The organism is Kribbella sp. NPDC059898, assembly GCF_042730855.1.
Lineage (GTDB): Bacteria > Actinomycetota > Actinomycetes > Propionibacteriales > Kribbellaceae > Kribbella.
Genome location: NZ_JBHWKR010000010.1, coordinates 322,501 through 337,193, shown reverse-complemented (window position 1 = coordinate 337,193; position 14,693 = coordinate 322,501). Strand labels below are relative to the sequence as shown.

Sequence of the window (14,693 nt, the reverse complement as noted above, 5' to 3'; positions counted from 1 at the left end):
CAGATCCAGCACCACCCGCCGACATTCCTCCGACAGCTTCACCGCCACAACACCCTCCAACAATCAGGCGTTGCAACAATCACCTGAACCCGCCCCCCCAGATCGGCACATAATCCTCCCCAACCCGTCAATCCACGACACCCGCGCGGCCGCATCGCTTGCCTCGCGACCCGCTTTGCAACTAAGGCGTTACGGCCTCTGCGATCGCAGCAGCTCGTTCTTCGGGAGCGAGGGTGGTGGTGTCTAGGACGAGGTCGAACGGACCTTCCATGCCGTGGCCGTAGTGGCCGCGGGCGTTGCCCAGGTGGCGTCCGTGGTGGCGGTGGAGTTCACGTTCTTCGATCGCTTCGAGTGGGCGGTGGTGGACTTGCCGACGCTCGAGGTGCCGACCAGGGCGATCAGGCGGCCGGGCATGCGGGTCCTTTCGGAGGGGGGAACGGGCCGGTCATGTAAGCCGGATTCTGTCGAGTGCGATCATCCATCTACGGTGACCGTTGCCGGGCACCTCCAGCGGCCTACCCGCGAGCTCGGGCGGGCCGCCCTCGAACGCTCGCGCGAGCGGTGGTTTCCCGCCGCCCTTCTTGGCCTTGCTCCACGTGGGGTTTACCTAGCCTCCGCAGTCACCTGCGGAGCTGGTGGTCTCTTACACCACCGTTTCACCCTCACCCGCACTCCTGTGAACCACGGGGTTCACCGGAGCCGCTGGCGGTCTGTTCTCTGTGGCACTGTCCCGCGGGTTGCCCCGGGTGGGCGTTACCCACCACGCTGCCCTGTGGAGTCCGGACTTTCCTCGGCGCCCTCTGCAAAGGGCGACGCGATCGCCCGACCGACCCGTTCCGTACCTCAGGATACGGCCTCCGCCGGCACCTCCGGCCACAGGCCGTCCGGACCGCGCAGATACGGCCGTACGTCGACCACCGCGTCCAGGTTCAACGGCCCGTAGATGTGCGGGAAGCTCATCCCGGTCCCGTCCAGGTCCTCGTCACACAGCGCCGACACCAGCTTGGCCGTGTCGATCACCAGCAGGCACAGCGGTACGGCGACGTCGTCGTACGCGAAGTTCGCCACCATCGCGACCTGGTCCGGGCGGGAGGCGTGGATGAACGTCGCGCCGTCGTCGAGGCTCTTGCCGCGCGTCGACCACCGGTAACAGCCGGCCTCCACGGCCGCCTCCCACTGCTCCGGAAACGCGATATGAAAAATCGTCGCCATGGACCCAACGCTAGTGGATTAGGGTGCCTGACATGGCCAACGAGGAGCAGACGGAGACCGAGAGCAAGCCTGCGGAGCCGACCGACGACCTGGTCACCACGCAGCACACGCTGACCGTCGACGGGCAGGAGTTGCGGTACACCGCGACCACCGGGCGGATCGTGCTCCGCGAGGAGGTGTACACCGACGCCAAGTTCGAGGGCCTGAAGCCGAAGGCCGAGGTGTTCCTCACGGCGTACACGCTGGACGACGCGAAAGCCAAGGACCGTCCGGTGACGTTCGCGTTCAACGGCGGGCCGGGGTCGTCGAGCCTGTGGCTGCACCTCGGGCTGCTCGGTCCGCGCCGGGTGGTGTCGGGTGACGTGGGTGAGCTCGCGCCGCCGCCGTACGAGCTCGTCGACAACGCGGAGACGCTGCTGAAGTACAGCGACGTGGTGTTCATCGACCCGGTGTCGACCGGGTTCTCGCGGGCCGCGGAGGGGGAGAAGCCGGCGGACTACCACGGGTTCACCCGGGACCTGGAGTCGGTCGGCGAGGTGATCCGGCTGTGGACGTCGCGGAACGGGCGCTGGATGTCGCCGAAGTTCCTGGCGGGGGAGTCCTACGGTACGACGCGGGCGGCCGGGCTGGCGGCGCACCTGCAGCAGCGGTACGGGATGTACCTGAACGGCGTGATGCTGATCTCGGTGGTGCTGGAGTTCGGGACGCTCGACTTCACGCCGGGCAACGACCTGCCGTACACGTTGTTCCTGCCGACGTACGCCGCGATCGCGCACTACCACGGGATGGTCCCGGACCGGGAGCTGGCCGAACTGCTCGCCGACGCGGAGCGGTTCGCGGCCGGACGGTACCCGAATGCGCTTGCCCAGGGCAACAGGATCCCGGCGGACTACCGGGCCGAGGTGGTCACCCGGCTGGCGCAGCTGACCGGGCTCTCCGAGGACTACGTCGACCGGGTGAACCTGCGGATCGAGCACGGCCGGTTCTTCGCCGAACTGCTGCGGGCGCGGCGGCTGATCGTGGGCCGGATCGACGGCCGCTTCACCGGCTGGGACCCGGACTCCGGAGGCGAGCGGCAGGACCGCGACCCGTCGATGAACGCGATCACCGGTCCGTATTCGGCGGCGCTGAACCACTACGTGCGGGTCGAGCTCGGGTACGAGAACGACGTACCGTACGAGATCATGAGCATGGACGCCGCGAAGAACTGGTCGTTCAAGGAGTTCGAGGGCCAGCAGATCACGGTCGCGGAGAAGCTCGCCGAGGCGATGCGGGTGAACCCGCACCTGAAGGTGTACGTCGCGTCCGGCCACTACGACGGTGCGACGCCGTACTTCGCCACCGAGTCGACGCTGGCCCGCCTGCAGATCCCGGCGGAGCTGGCCGGCAACATCGAGACGAAGTACTACCCGGCCGGCCACATGATGTACGTCCACGAACAGTCCCGCATCCAGCAGGCCGCCGACCTCGGCGCGTTCATCACGGCGTCCTCCAACCGATGATCCTGCTCCGCCCGGCGAACGCAGTACCGACGCCCGACATCCCCGGCGTCGTACTGCGTCCGCCGGCGGTGACCGACTCCGTGGCACTCGGCCGGCTGTACTACGAGTCGTACGACCCGGGCGTCGCCTCAGCAAACCTCGAGGAAGCGCTCGAGGACATCGCCCTGACCTTCGAGAACGGGTACGGCGTACTCACGCGCAGCCAACTGGCGTTCGCAGGCGATCAACTCGTCGGCGCATTTCTCGTAGTAGAACGCGCACCGTGGCCGGACGCCCCTGACTGTCCGTTCGTCATCGAGCTGTTCACGGCGCGTTCGCACCGACGGCGGGGGATCGCGAAGCTGCTTCTCAGCACCTGCTCGGCAGTCACCGTCGCACTGCGGGTCGACCCGGGCAATGCGCCGGCGATGCAGCTCTACCGGTCGTTCGGGTTTCAGGAAGGGTAGATGCGGAAGCCGCTGAAGGTACGGTGTTCGAAGGAGGCGTAGAAGTCTTCGGCGGTGTCGGTGACCAGGTCTATGCGTTGGGCGCCGGTCAGCGGGTGGGCGTACTCGAGGAGCGCCCGGCCGACGCCCTTGCGGCGATAGGAAGCGTGCACGGCCATCATCGACAGGTGGGCCTGGATGTGGCCGTCGCTCTGCAGGTAGGCGAAGCCGATCACCTGCTCCCCGTCGAGCGCGACCACTGTCGTGACGCCAGGAGCTGTCAGGACGGTGTGGGCGCGCGTGGGGTCGGCAGGGAGACTCGGCCAGCCCTCGGACTCGCACAGCGCGAGGATGCCCGCGAGATGCGGTTCGGCGTACCGCGTGATGTTCACGGCAAGGTGAGTACTTCGGCGCCGGTGCCGGTCACCACCAGCGTGTGCTCGAACTGCGCGGTGCGCGACTTGTCCTTGGTGGTCGCGGTCCAGCCGTCGTCCCACAGGTCGTAGTCGTACGAGCCCAGCGTCAGCATCGGCTCGATCGTGAACGTCATCCCGGGCTCGATCACGTCGTCGAACCGCTCGTCGTCGTAGTGCGGGATGATCAGCCCGGAGTGGAACGACGTCGAGATCCCGTGGCCGGTGAAGTCGCGGACCACGCCGTACCCGAACCGCTTCGCGTACGACTCGATCACGCGCCCGATGATGCTCACCTTGCGCCCGGGCTTGACCGCCTTGATGCCGCGGTTCAGCGCCTCCAGGGTGCGCTCGACCAGCAGCCGGCTCTCCTCGTCGACGTCGCCGACCAGGAAGGTCGCGTTGGTGTCGCCGTGCACGCCGTCCAGGTATGCCGTGATGTCGACGTTGACGATGTCGCCGTCCGCGAGCGGCCGATCGTCGGGGATGCCGTGGCAGATCACCTCGTTGACCGACGTACACAACGACTTCGGGTACCCGCGATAGCCGAGCGTCGACGGGTACGCGCCGCGCTCGATCAGGTACTCGTGCCCGACCGCGTCCAGTTCGTCGGTGGTCACGCCCGGCTTCGCCGCCGCACCGACCGCCTGCAACGCCCGCGCGGCCAGTGTGCTCGCCACCCGCATCTTCTCGATCAGCTCCGGCGGGGTCACGTACGATCCGTCGAACGGCGCCGGCGCCGGCTTGCCGACGTATTCCGGGCGGACGATGGAAGCAGGTACGTCGCGGCGCGGCGAAATGACGCCAGCAGTAAGAATCGACATGGTGAGATCATTCTAGAGAGCGCTGCGAAACGACTCCCAGGAGGTGGTCATCCAGATGAGTGACGATCACAGCAACGAGTGGTACTACAACACGAAGACCGGCAAGGTGGAGCCTTATCAAGGCGCCAAGTCGGGGGACCGGCTCGGGCCGTACAGCTCGCCGGAGGAAGCCGCCCGCGCGCTGGAGAAGGTCCAGGAACGCAACGAGAACTGGGACAACGACCCCAAGTGGGACGAGGACTGAGTTCTCCTCAACACAGGCCGAGGGGCACCACCGATGCGGTGGTGCCCCTCGGCTGTTGCTGACGTCAGCGGGCGACGCGCTTGGCCGCGGCCTTGCGGGCCGGAGCCTTGCGAGCCGGCGCCTTTTTGGCAGCCGTGCGGGCCGGCGCCTTCTTCGCGGCGACGCGCTTCGCGGGTGCCTTCTTCGCGACGGTCTTCTTGGCGGCGGCCTTCGTGGCCGGGGCCTTCTTCGCGACCGTCTTGCGGGCCGTGGTCTTCTTGGCTGCGGTCTTCGCCGGTGCCTTCTTGGCGGCGGTGGTCCGCTTCGCGGCCGTCGTCTTCTTCGCAGCAGCCGTTGTCTTCCGGGCAGCGGTGGTGCGCTTAGCCGGCGCCTTCGTGGCCGTCGTCTTCTTCGCCGCGGTGGTCTTCTTCGCGGCGACCTTCTTGGCCGGAGCCTTCTTCGCGACAGCCTTCTTCGCGGTGGTCTTCCGGGCCACGACCTTCTTGGCCGGAGCCTTCTTCGCCACCGTCTTCGTGGCCGCGGTCTTCTTGGCCGCACTCACCTTCTTCGTCGCTGTCTTCTTTGCTGCGCTGACCTTGCGCGCGGTGGTCGTCTTCGCGGCGCCGGTCTTCTTCGCGACAGTCTTCTTGGCGGGAGAAGCCTTTTTGGCTGTCGCCTTCCCTGCGGCTGCCTTCTTGGCTGGCACTCTGCCTCCTTGGTGCGGCTGAGGAAAACCACGGTGGATTCCTCGTCGTCATGATGATGACAACACTTGTGCGCTACGTAAAGCACCGGAAACGTCCGCACGCTAAGGCGAACTGGCGGCGTACACTGGCACAAATGCCGAACATCCTTGTAATGAAGGGATTCCGCCGCGGGTCGAGCATGCCGGATCGGTGGAATATTTTCTTCGCGACACGCGGCGCTTTTGGCCCCGAAAGTGCCGGATCGGCGAGTGTTGTCCTCGGCAACGTCCTTGCCGGAGGAGGAGTTGAGGAGCATGTACGACGACCTGCGCAACGTCGTCGAGCTACCACGCGAGGTGCGTCGCGTGGTCAGCATCGTGCCGTCGCTGACCGAGTCGGTCGCGGCCACCGACGTCGGCAAAATCGTTGGTGCGACCGACTGGTGTACGCATCCCGCGGACCTCGACGTGACCCGTGTCCGCGGTACGAAGAATCCTGATCTCTCGACCATCCGCGCACTCGCGCCGGACGTCGTCCTCGCGAACGCCGAAGAGAATCGTGCCGTCGATCTCGACGCGTTGCGGGCCGCCGGAATCGCGGTCTGGGTGACCGCGCCGACGACGGTTCCCGAATCACTCGACTCACTCGGCCGCATGCTGTCCGCGATCGCCGGCGCCGAACCGGAGTGGTTGCGGGAAGCGCGCGCGGTCTGGAGTTCGCCGTACGACGGAATGCGCCGGCGCGCGGTGATACCGATCTGGCGTAGACCATGGATGGCGCTCGGCCGGGACACGTTCGCCGGCGATCTGCTCGCGCGTATTGGTATCGACAACGTGCTGAGAGAATCCGGTGAACGCTATCCGCGATTCGATCCGGACGCGTTACCGGAGTACGACGTCGTCGTACTGCCGGACGAGCCGTACGCGTTTTCGCCGGACGACGGACCGGAGGCGTTCGGCGAACCCGCGAAGTGCGTGTCCGGCCGGCATCTGACCTGGTACGGACCGTCACTCGTCGAGGCGCGCGCCGTGCTGAGCGGACAGCTGGCGTGACGTCCGCCACGATCACCGCTCGACGACTGGACGGGTTAGGTATGCCTCACCTACGCTCGCCGGGTGCCGTCGATGACCGCGAAGAAGAAGTGCTGCAAGGACAAGCCGAGGTGCAAGAAGTGCCCGGTGGTCCTGATGCGCCTGTCCAAGGCAGGCTGCGCCGAGCGGCTCGATCGCGTGCACTACAAGGTGGACAAGAAGGTCCCGAAGAAGGTCCTCAAGGAAGCTCGCGCGCGCTGAAGCTCAGGACGCCCGGCGCAACGTGATCGCGTCCGTCGCCTGCCGGAGCAGCCCGGGGATCGTCACGTGCGCGGCCAGACCGGTCGCCTCGAGGTCGTCGCCGTACCACCAGCCGTGTTCGCTGATCGTCTGCTGCTCGAGCTCCTCCTGGTTCGCGAACGTCACGTCGACGCGGTCCACCGCGACCGCGTAGAACGTCTGCGCCTGGATGATCCGGCTGCCGCTGTACTCGAACTCGATCGTGTTGGTCGCGAACGGAGTACCGAGCTCGGCGGCCGGCAGCACGATCCCGACCTCCTCGCGCAGTTCCCGGCAGGCCGCGGCGGCGAGCGTCTCGCCGTCCTCAACCCCGCCGCCGATCGTGAACCAGTACGTCGTGTCCGGCTTCAGCGGGTCCCAGCCGTGCAGCAGCAGGACCCTGCCGTCCGGGCGCACCGGCAGTACGCGGGCGGTTGTCCGCCGCCGAACCGTAGATTCCGTCACACCACAAAACGCTAAAGGACAATGCAGGTGGTACGTCGTCCAGTGCGGCGCGTCTCACAGTGGTTGCCAAAAGCCCTAGAGGAAGGAAGGAAGACCAGAGCCGAGTGGGAGGATCGGGACATGGCAACGATTGGGCTAGGGCTCGCGGCGCTGGGGCGTCCCGGCTACATCAACCTCGGTCACGACGAGGACCTGCCGCCGCGGCGTGCGGTCGAGGACCTGCGCGCGCGGACGCACGAGCTGCTCGAGCAGGCGTGGAAAGCAGGTGTTCGGTACTTCGACGCCGCGCGTTCGTACGGACTTGCCGAAGAGTTTCTCGGCAGCTGGCTGACACCGGAACGCCGCAGCCAACTGACCGTCGGGTCGAAGTGGGGCTACACGTACGTCGCCGACTGGCGGCACGACGCGGACACGCACGAGGTGAAGAACCACAGCCTCGCGACGTTCGAACGGCAATGGCCGGAGACCTTGCGAGCGCTCGGTGGGCGGCCCGACTTCTACCTCGTCCACAGCCTGACCACAGACAGCCCGGCGCTGGGGGACAAGCGTTTGCTGGATCGCCTGCGCGAGTTGGCGGACACCGGCGTACGCGTCGGTCTCTCCACGAGCGGTCCGCGGCAGGCCGAGACGCTTCGCAAGGCACTCGCATCCGGCACGCCGTTCTCCGCCGTGCAGGCGACCTGGAACGTACTGGAGACGTCGGCCGGCGCGGCGCTCGCCGAAGCGCACGACGCCGGCTGGTTCGTCGTGGTCAAGGAAGCGGTCGCGAACGGGCGGTTGACGGCGCGCGCCGGCGAGACGCCGTTCAACGAGTTCGCGCACCAGCACGGCGTGACGCCGGACGCGGTGGCGCTCGGTGCCGCGGTGGCTCAACCTTGGGCGGACGTCGTCCTCAGCGGAGCCACCACGGCCGAACAGCTCGAGAGCAATCTCGCCTACCACGTCGACGGTCCGCTCCTCGAGTTCGTACAGCAACCCGAGGAGTACTGGACCGAACGGTCAGCGCTGCCGTGGATCTAGCAGCCGCGTGAGCGCCTGCCGCTGAGCCCCCGGGCTGGACGCCGCGGGACTCAGCGCGGCGGTCGGTTGCGGCGCGGGCACCGGATCGCACTGCACGTCGGACCGGTTGCCCGGCACCCGTGCGGGGAGCGCTCCGGTCAGCAGGTACGCCGCGATGCGGTCGTCGGTGCACGAGACGCCGGACAGCGAGCCGGCGTGCGTCGTACCGCCGACGCCCTCGATCAGCACCGAGTGCGGGAACGTCTTCCGCGTCTGCAGGGCGCCCGAGTACGGCGTGGCCGCGTCGAGGGTCTCGTTGATCAGCAGCAGACTCTTGACCCGGCTGCCGTCGACCTTCACCGGGTGCCCTGCCTTCACCGGCCAGAACGCGCACGGTGCGTTGAACCACGCGTTCGCCCAGGTCAGGAACGGCGCCTTCGCGAAGTAGTTCCAGTTGTCGTGGCGCCACGTGTTCCAGTTCGTCGGCCACTTCGCATCGGTGCAGGACACCCCGAGGTACACCGCGAGCAGGTTGTCGTCGAACGGCGGGCCGCCGTACAACGACACCAGCGGCGCGGCGTTGCCGTCGTGGACCCAGGCCGCGAACGCGTCCGCGATGTCAACCCAGCCGTACACGTAGTACGCCGCCTGCGTGAAGATGTCGGTCCACTCGTCGGGGCCGATCTTGCCGTCAGCAGGATGCCCGACCAGCTTCGCGAGTTGCTTGTAGTACTGCGATTCGACCGCGGCCTCGGTGGTCCCGAGGTGCCACGTGGAGTCGTGCGCGGCGACGTACGCGAAGAACACCTTGACGCTCTTGTTGAACGCGACGTCCTGGTCGAGGTTGGCCTGGTACCAGACGCGGGTCGCGTTCACGACGCCGTCGAAGACCGCACGGCGCAGGCGGTCCGGGTACAGCGTCACGTACACCTGGCCGAGGTACGTGCCGTACGAGAAGCCGTAGTAGTTGATCTGCGGTGCACCGAGCGCCTTGCGGATGCTCTCCATGTCGCGCACCGAGTCCAGCGTGGTCAAGTGCCCGAGCAGCGCGTGCTGGTTGCTGTCACAGGCCTTCGCGTACGCCTTGGAGCGGTTGATCCACACCTGCTCGACCTGCCGCGTCACCGGGATGTAGAACGGGCGGTTGTAGCCGGCGTAGTCCGCGATGCAGTGCAGCGACGGCAGACTCGAGCCGACACCGCGCGGATCGAACCCGATCCAGTCGTACGGATCGCCGCCGTTGTTCGGGACGAACCCGCCCAGGACCGACAGCGTCAGCCCGGAGCCACCCGGACCGCCCGGGTTCACCAGCATCGGGCCCTGCGCCTGCGCGTCGGGCGTCTTGTGCTTGATACGCGACACCGCGAGTTCGAGCTTCGTGCCGTCCGGATGGCTGTAGTCCAGCGGTACTTCGACGAACCCGCACTGCGCACCACGCCTGGTCAGGCCTGCGCTCGCGCACGCACCCCAGGTGATCGGCGGTGGCGTGTAGCCCGACGGTTTCGCCCGGTCCGGAACGGCGGTCGCCGCCGGCAGCGACGTCATCGCCCCAGCCACCAACGCGAACGAAACCCCTGCGGCAACAACGAATCGACGGATCATCCCGTTCCACACCCCTCCACGCGGCCCCCTTTGCCGCCCAACATCCTGAACCTGCGATGTCGGGACGGACAAGGGTTCGACCCGTGCTTCCGGAGCGCTACCGTCTCATCACTGCGCGTCAGAAGGTGTGTTCGTCTCCCGGGAACATGCCGTTCGCGACCTCGGCGGCGTACGTCGTGGCCGCGTTGGTGAGGATGCCGCGCAGGTCGGCGTACTGCTTCACGAACCGCGGCATCGTGCCCGCCCGCAGCCCCGCCATGTCCTGCCAGACCAGCACCTGCGCGTCGGTGTCGCGCCCCGCGCCGATGCCGATCGTCGGGATCGGGATCCGCTTCGTGATCTCGCCCGCGACATCACCCGGCACCATCTCGAGCACCACCGAGAACGCACCCGCCGCGGCCAGCGCGCCCGCGTCGTCGATGAGGCCGGCGGCTTGATCGCCGCGACCCTGCACGCGGTACCCGCCGATGCTGTGCTCGCTCTGCGGCGTGAACCCGATATGCGCCATCACCGGGATGCCGGACTGGGTGAGCTTCTCCACCATCGGCACCATGGTGCGGCCGCCCTCGAGTTTGACCGCGTGTACGCCGGCTTCCTTCATGAACCGTACGGCGGTGTGGAACGCCTGCTCCGGTGATGCCTGGTAGGAACCGAACGGGAGGTCCGCGACTACCAGGGCGTGCTGGGCCGCGTTGGCCACTGCGCGGGCGAGGGGGATCAGTTCGTCGACCGTGACAGGGAGGGTGGAGGAGTAGCCGTAGACGTTGTTCGCCGCGGAGTCGCCGACGAGCAGGACAGGAATGCCCGCCTGGTCGAAGATCTCGGCGGTGTACTGGTCGTAGGCCGTGAGCATCGCCCACTTCTCACCGCGGTTCTTGAAGTCCCGCAGGTGATGCACCCGGTACCGCCGCGGCCGCTTGCTGTCACCCTGGGCGGCCGTCTTCTTTGGCCCGCCGTACGGCGAAACCTCAGCCTCGCCCGACTCACGAGGGGTGCCGCTGGCTGCTGACGTGTTGTTCTCCGGCGTTTCGCCAGATCCAGGCGCCTGGTATGCGCGACGAGCAGCCCGATGCGAGGTGACCTGCTCAGCCGTCACCTGACTGGGCGCATCCTGCTGCACACCCGCCCGCCGCCGAGCCCCGACCGGCCGACCAGCACCGGATTCACTCACCGGCGAGTCGATCTCGTACTCAGCACTCGGATCCGTCAAATACCCGTTGTCCGCCCCACGCCCCGACTCCCGCGGCGCAACCTCACCCCGAAGCCGAATCTCCTGAGGCCGCGTATCCTCCGGCAACTCCTCACCCACCCCAGGCAACCCACTATGCCCAGCACCAGCTGCCTGCCCAGGCGAACCGCCTGCTGCACGCACGTCATCCTGCCCACGCGAACTGCCAGGTGCACGCAGTTCATCCTGCCCACGCGAACCGCCCGGTGCACGCAGCTCATCCTGCCCACGCTGAGAGTCCTGCCCGCCGGCAGCGTCCCGCGGGCCGGCAGCGTCCCGCGGGCCGGCAGCGTCCCGCGGGCCGGCGGTGTCCTGCTCGCGCCGGACGTCCGCACCGGCGACCTCCGGCCCACGACCAGCGTCGCGTCCCGGCACCCCGTTCTGCCCGTAGCTGCCCGGCCGCACATCGGCGTACCCAGACGAGTTGTTCTCCACAGGCCGACCATCACGCGACGGCAACCCGTTCTGCGACCGGCCGGAGTCCGCCTGCGGTACGTCGCCGTTCGACCGGCGCGCGTCCTCCTCGGAGCGCGAGTCGCGTTGCTGCAACCCGTTCTGCCCACGCCCATCCTCCACAGGACGCGGCTCGCGCGAAGGCAACCCGTTCTGCGAGTGGGCAGAGCCCGCCGGTGGTACGTCGCCGTATGGTCTGCGCGTGTCGTCCGTGGGGCGTGGGTCGTGTGGCTGCAGGCCGTTCTGTGCGGGGGTGCTGTCCGCACGTGGTGCGCCCTCGTCTGCCGGGCGGGAGGTCTGTGGGGGGAGGCCGTTCTGTGGGGCCGTGTTGGGTGGGCCGTCGTTGGTGCGGCGGGTGTCGGTCCGTTGGGGGTCTTGGGATGCCCGGGCTGCTTCTTGGGAGCGGCCGGTGCCGTAGGCGCGGGCTGCGTCGTTCGGGTCGGGGTGGCGGGGAGCGGGCTGGTCGTCGGGCTGGTCGAGGGACCAGCGGGTGCTGAACGCGTCCGCGGGGTCCTCGGTGCGACCCGGCTCCTGCATGCGACCCGGCTCCTGCATGCGACCCGGCTCCTGTGCGCGACTCTCCTGTGCGCGACCTGCCTCCTGTGCGCGACCTGCCTCCGGTGCGCGACCCTCCTGTGCGCGACCCGCCTCCGGTGCGCGACCCTCCGGTGCGCGACTCTCCGGTGCGCGACCGTCGTACTGATCGCGTGGTGGGTTCTGGTTCTCCCACGGCTGTGGGGGGCGGGATGACTGGCCCCAGCTGGGGTCCGGGCCGGGGCCTGGTTCGTGTCGGCGCGGGGGTTCTGGGGACTCCGGCGGTCGCTGTGCAGGCGGCTGCAAGCGCTGCGGCGGACGCGGCGGCTGCTGCGGAGGCAGCCCGTTGCTGCTCAACCCGTTGCTACCGGCACCACCGTTCCACCCGTCACCACTGACCCCATTGCTACCGGCACCACCGTTCCACGCGTCACCACTGACCCCATTGCCGGCCGAGCCGTTGTTCTGAGGTGCGAACGGGCTGCTCGACGGCGGCCTCTGCGGTGTCGTGTTGCTGGCCCCCGGACCGAACGGGCTAGGCCGGCCCTGGGCCGGCGGTTGCTGCGGGCGGAACGGGTTCTGTTCTTCCCGCGCCGGCTCGTAGTACGGCTGCTGCCCGGGCGGTGGTGGAGCAGTCGGCAAGTACGGCGGTTTCGGAACGTACGGCTGCTGCGGCACCGGCCCGCGTTCGTACGTCCGGGGTGCGTTCGGCAACGACGGAGACGGGTCGAGGACGGGACCGCGGTCCCGCCAACTGTCGTTGTCGTAGTCCGAGCGGCGGTTGTCGTCGGCTGCCTGGTTCTTCGGTCCGGTCCCGTACGGCGAACCTTCGTCTTCGCCAGGGGTACCGGCCGACAGGTAGTTGTCAACCATACCGTCATCGTCCCACCGTCGCGGAGGGTAAGCGCCACCGGCCGTGGACGAGCCGCCGGGCGCGCCGGAGCCGGGCTCCTCGGTGGAGCCCCACGTGGATTCTTGGGATGGGCGGTATCGCCAGGAGTCGCTCAGTGCTCGGCTGCCTTCCGTGCGTCCTCACGCCATGCATTGGTGATCGGCAACCGGCGGTCCCGCCCGAAGGCCTTGTGGGTCAGCTTCGGGCCCGGTGGGTACTGCCGGCGCTTGTACTCCGCTCTGTCGACGAGCTGGATCACCTTCGTGACCAGCTCGGCGTCGAATCCGGCTGTGACCAGTTCCGCGCTGCCGCGGTCCTGCTCGACGTAGTCGTCCAGCATGTCGTCGAGCAGGTCGTACGGCGGCAGCGAGTCGGTGTCCTGCTGTCCGGGGCGGAGCTCCGCGGACGGCGGTTTCACGATCGAGTTCTCCGGGATCGGCGGCTGCTGCCCGCGTGCCTTCGCGTCCTCGTTGCGCCACTTCGCGAGCCGCCAGACGAGTGTCTTCGGCAGGTCCTTCAGCGGCGCGTACCCGCCGACCGCGTCGCCGTAGATCGTGGAGTACCCGACGGACAGCTCCGACTTGTTGCCGCAGGCAAGTACCAGGTGGCCGTCGGAGTTCGACAGGCCCATCCAGATCACCGCGCGTACCCGGGCCTGCAGGTTCTCCTCGGCGAGCCCGGTCAGCCCGAGCGTGTCGAGGAACGGCTGCACCATCGGCTGGATCGGGATCACCCGGTAGTTCAGGCCGGTACGGGCGGCGAGCTCGGCGGCGTCGTCCTTGGAGTGGTCGCTGGAGTACACGCTCGGGTTGGAGATCCCGACCACGTGCTCGGCGCCGATCGCGTCGCAGGCGATCGCGGCGACCAGCGAGGAGTCGATGCCGCCGGACAGTCCGAGCAGCACGGACTTGAACCCGTTCTTCTGGACGTAGTCGCGCAGCCCGAGCACGATCGCGCCGTACATCTCGGCCTCGTCCGAGAGCCGCGGTGCGATGCTCGGCGTCATCGCGTCGTACGGCGCGAGCTCGTCGGACTGCAGCACGGTGTGCACGATCTCGATGCCCTCGTGCGTACCGGACGGCGTACCGGAGGCGGCGGGGAGGTCGAGGTCGACGATCATGCTGCCCTGCTCGAACTGCGGGGCGCGCGCGATGACCGTGCCGTCGGCGTCCGCGACCAGCGAGTCGCCGTCGAAGACGAGTTCGTCCTGCCCGCCGACGAGGTTCACGTACGCGAGCGCACAGCCGGCCTCGCGGGCGCGACGGCGGACGAGATCGCCGCGGACGTCGTCCTTGTTGGCCTCGTACGGCGAACTGTTGACGACGAGCAGCAGGCCCGCGCCGGCTTCCCGGGTGACGGCGACCGGGCCGCCGTCCTGCCAGAGGTCCTCGCAGATCACCAGTGCGACGTCGATGCCGTGCACGCGGACGACCTGCAACGTGTTGCCGGGGACGAAGTGCCGGAACTCGTCGAAGACGCCGTAGTTCGGGAGGTGGTGCTTGACCGCGCTGGTGACCACGTTGCCCTGGTGGATGACCGCGGCGGAGTTGGTCGGCGAGCCCTTCGGACGGCCGAGCCGGTCGATGCCCATCGCCGTACCGCTCGCCCGGTCGAGGTAGCCGCAGATCACCACGATGTCGCCGAGCCCTTCGTCGGCGAGCCGCTTCGCGAGGCTCTTGATCTTGGCCTGCGACGCGTCCACGAACGACGCCCGCAGCGCCAGGTCCTCGACCGGATACCCGGTCAGCCCGAGCTCGGGGAACGCGACGACGTGCGCACCTTGCTCGACCGCGTTCCGGGTCCACGCGACGATCTTGTCGGTGTTCCCGTCGATGTCACCCACGGTCACATCGATCTGAGCAAGAGCAACCCGAAGCTGAGGCACGGGAGCACATTACTGGGTCGACCGGCCCGACCCCACGCCT

Annotated in this window: 16 protein-coding genes and 1 other RNA gene; 6 read left to right on the top strand and 11 right to left on the bottom strand. The window is 68.2% G+C overall.

The genetic code is table 11. The features are described from left to right. Positions 1–181: 181 nt before the first annotated feature. From ACFV9C_RS29530 to ACFV9C_RS29515, 4 genes are all read right to left on the bottom strand, one after another. Entirely contained in the window at positions 182–304 is a 123-nt protein-coding gene (locus tag ACFV9C_RS29530; RefSeq protein WP_380198786.1) for a hypothetical protein, read from the bottom strand. Further along, positions 244–414, bottom strand: coding sequence for a hypothetical protein (locus tag ACFV9C_RS29525; RefSeq protein ID WP_380198777.1), 171 nt, complete (start codon positions 412–414; stop codon positions 244–246). Before ACFV9C_RS29525 ends, ACFV9C_RS29530 begins: the two co-directional genes overlap by 61 nt. 19 nt (positions 415–433) lie before the next feature. Next, positions 434–834, bottom strand: an RNA gene (gene rnpB, locus ACFV9C_RS29520) — RNase P RNA component class A. 9 nt (positions 835–843) lie between these two features. Beyond that, positions 844–1,212, bottom strand: coding sequence for a DUF952 domain-containing protein (locus ACFV9C_RS29515; protein WP_380198776.1), 369 nt, complete (start codon positions 1,210–1,212; stop codon positions 844–846). 32 nt (positions 1,213–1,244) lie between these two features. Here ACFV9C_RS29515 and ACFV9C_RS29510 point away from each other — a divergent pair, with 32 nt between their 5' ends. After that, positions 1,245–2,714: a S10 family peptidase gene (locus tag ACFV9C_RS29510; protein WP_380198775.1), complete on the top strand. Its 1,470-nt coding sequence runs from the start codon at positions 1,245–1,247 to the stop codon at positions 2,712–2,714. Further along, the gene (locus ACFV9C_RS29505) at positions 2,711–3,160 is read left to right on the top strand and encodes a GNAT family N-acetyltransferase (RefSeq protein WP_380198774.1); all 450 of its coding nucleotides are present in this window, start codon (positions 2,711–2,713) and stop codon (positions 3,158–3,160) included. The genes ACFV9C_RS29510 and ACFV9C_RS29505 overlap by 4 nt, the downstream gene beginning before the upstream one ends. Here the strand turns inward: ACFV9C_RS29505 and ACFV9C_RS29500 are convergent. Together ACFV9C_RS29500 and map are read right to left on the bottom strand one after the other, a co-directional pair. Beyond that, positions 3,148–3,531, bottom strand: a complete 384-nt coding sequence (locus ACFV9C_RS29500; RefSeq protein ID WP_380198773.1) for a GNAT family N-acetyltransferase — start codon at positions 3,529–3,531, stop codon at positions 3,148–3,150. The two genes, ACFV9C_RS29505 and ACFV9C_RS29500, sit on opposite strands and share 13 nt — an antisense overlap. Beyond that, on the bottom strand, positions 3,528–4,376 hold the full coding sequence (gene map / locus ACFV9C_RS29495) for a type I methionyl aminopeptidase (RefSeq protein ID WP_380198772.1): 849 nt from the start codon (positions 4,374–4,376) through the stop codon (positions 3,528–3,530). Before map ends, ACFV9C_RS29500 begins: the two co-directional genes overlap by 4 nt. A gap of 55 nt (positions 4,377–4,431) precedes the next feature. Between map and ACFV9C_RS29490 the strand changes: the two genes are divergently transcribed. After that, positions 4,432–4,620, top strand: a complete 189-nt coding sequence (locus ACFV9C_RS29490; RefSeq protein ID WP_380198771.1) for a hypothetical protein — start codon at positions 4,432–4,434, stop codon at positions 4,618–4,620. Positions 4,621–4,684: 64 nt separating this feature from the next. Here the strand turns inward: ACFV9C_RS29490 and ACFV9C_RS29485 are convergent, their stop codons facing one another. After that, on the bottom strand, positions 4,685–5,305 hold the full coding sequence (locus tag ACFV9C_RS29485) for a hypothetical protein (protein ID WP_380198770.1): 621 nt from the start codon (positions 5,303–5,305) through the stop codon (positions 4,685–4,687). Between the two features lie 294 nt (positions 5,306–5,599). On the opposite strand from ACFV9C_RS29485, the gene ACFV9C_RS29480 reads away from it, so the two are divergent. Both ACFV9C_RS29480 and ACFV9C_RS29475 read left to right on the top strand, forming a co-directional pair. Further along, positions 5,600–6,337, top strand: a complete 738-nt coding sequence (locus ACFV9C_RS29480) for a helical backbone metal receptor (RefSeq protein ID WP_380198769.1) — start codon at positions 5,600–5,602, stop codon at positions 6,335–6,337. Positions 6,338–6,400: 63 nt separating this feature from the next. After that, positions 6,401–6,577: a hypothetical protein gene (locus ACFV9C_RS29475; RefSeq protein ID WP_380198790.1), complete on the top strand. Its 177-nt coding sequence runs from the start codon at positions 6,401–6,403 to the stop codon at positions 6,575–6,577. 3 nt (positions 6,578–6,580) lie between these two features. Here ACFV9C_RS29475 and ACFV9C_RS29470 read toward each other — a convergent pair whose 3' ends face one another. Further along, positions 6,581–7,060 carry an NUDIX hydrolase gene (locus tag ACFV9C_RS29470; RefSeq protein ID WP_380198768.1) on the bottom strand — a complete coding sequence of 160 codons (480 nt, stop codon included), beginning with the start codon at positions 7,058–7,060 and terminating at the stop codon, positions 6,581–6,583. Positions 7,061–7,180: 120 nt separating this feature from the next. On the opposite strand from ACFV9C_RS29470, the gene ACFV9C_RS29465 reads away from it, so the two are divergent. Continuing rightward, positions 7,181–8,080 carry an aldo/keto reductase gene (locus ACFV9C_RS29465; protein ID WP_380198767.1) on the top strand — a complete coding sequence of 300 codons (900 nt, stop codon included), beginning with the start codon at positions 7,181–7,183 and terminating at the stop codon, positions 8,078–8,080. On the opposite strand, the gene ACFV9C_RS29460 is transcribed toward ACFV9C_RS29465, so the two are convergent. From ACFV9C_RS29460 to ACFV9C_RS29450, 3 genes are all read right to left on the bottom strand, one after another. Continuing rightward, positions 8,060–9,661 carry an alpha/beta fold hydrolase gene (locus tag ACFV9C_RS29460; protein WP_380198766.1) on the bottom strand — a complete coding sequence of 534 codons (1,602 nt, stop codon included), beginning with the start codon at positions 9,659–9,661 and terminating at the stop codon, positions 8,060–8,062. The genes ACFV9C_RS29465 and ACFV9C_RS29460 overlap by 21 nt on opposite strands. Positions 9,662–9,779: 118 nt before the next feature. Beyond that, positions 9,780–11,879, bottom strand: coding sequence for a 3-methyl-2-oxobutanoate hydroxymethyltransferase (gene panB / locus ACFV9C_RS29455; protein ID WP_380198765.1), 2,100 nt, complete (start codon positions 11,877–11,879; stop codon positions 9,780–9,782). Between the two features lie 1,001 nt (positions 11,880–12,880). Next, positions 12,881–14,653, bottom strand: a complete 1,773-nt coding sequence (locus ACFV9C_RS29450) for an NAD+ synthase (protein WP_380198764.1) — start codon at positions 14,651–14,653, stop codon at positions 12,881–12,883. Between the last annotated feature and the right edge of the window lie 40 nt (positions 14,654–14,693).

Excerpts from the sequence above, each read along its gene's own strand:
- ACFV9C_RS29525 (WP_380198777.1), bottom strand. The coding sequence starts at position 414 with ATGCCCGGCCGCCTGATCGCCCTGGTCGGCACCTCGAGCGTCGGCAAG.
- ACFV9C_RS29515 (WP_380198776.1), bottom strand. The coding sequence starts at position 1,212 with ATGGCGACGATTTTTCATATCGCGTTTCCGGAGCAGTGGGAGGCGGCC.
- ACFV9C_RS29510 (WP_380198775.1), top strand. The coding sequence starts at position 1,245 with ATGGCCAACGAGGAGCAGACGGAGACCGAGAGCAAGCCTGCGGAGCCG.
- ACFV9C_RS29505 (WP_380198774.1), top strand. The coding sequence starts at position 2,711 with ATGATCCTGCTCCGCCCGGCGAACGCAGTACCGACGCCCGACATCCCC.
- map (WP_380198772.1), bottom strand. The coding sequence starts at position 4,376 with ATGTCGATTCTTACTGCTGGCGTCATTTCGCCGCGCCGCGACGTACCT.
- ACFV9C_RS29490 (WP_380198771.1), top strand. The coding sequence starts at position 4,432 with ATGAGTGACGATCACAGCAACGAGTGGTACTACAACACGAAGACCGGC.
- ACFV9C_RS29480 (WP_380198769.1), top strand. The coding sequence starts at position 5,600 with ATGTACGACGACCTGCGCAACGTCGTCGAGCTACCACGCGAGGTGCGT.
- ACFV9C_RS29465 (WP_380198767.1), top strand. The coding sequence starts at position 7,181 with ATGGCAACGATTGGGCTAGGGCTCGCGGCGCTGGGGCGTCCCGGCTAC.
- ACFV9C_RS29460 (WP_380198766.1), bottom strand. The coding sequence starts at position 9,661 with ATGATCCGTCGATTCGTTGTTGCCGCAGGGGTTTCGTTCGCGTTGGTG.
- panB (WP_380198765.1), bottom strand. The coding sequence starts at position 11,879 with ATGCAGGAGCCGGGTCGCACCGAGGACCCCGCGGACGCGTTCAGCACC.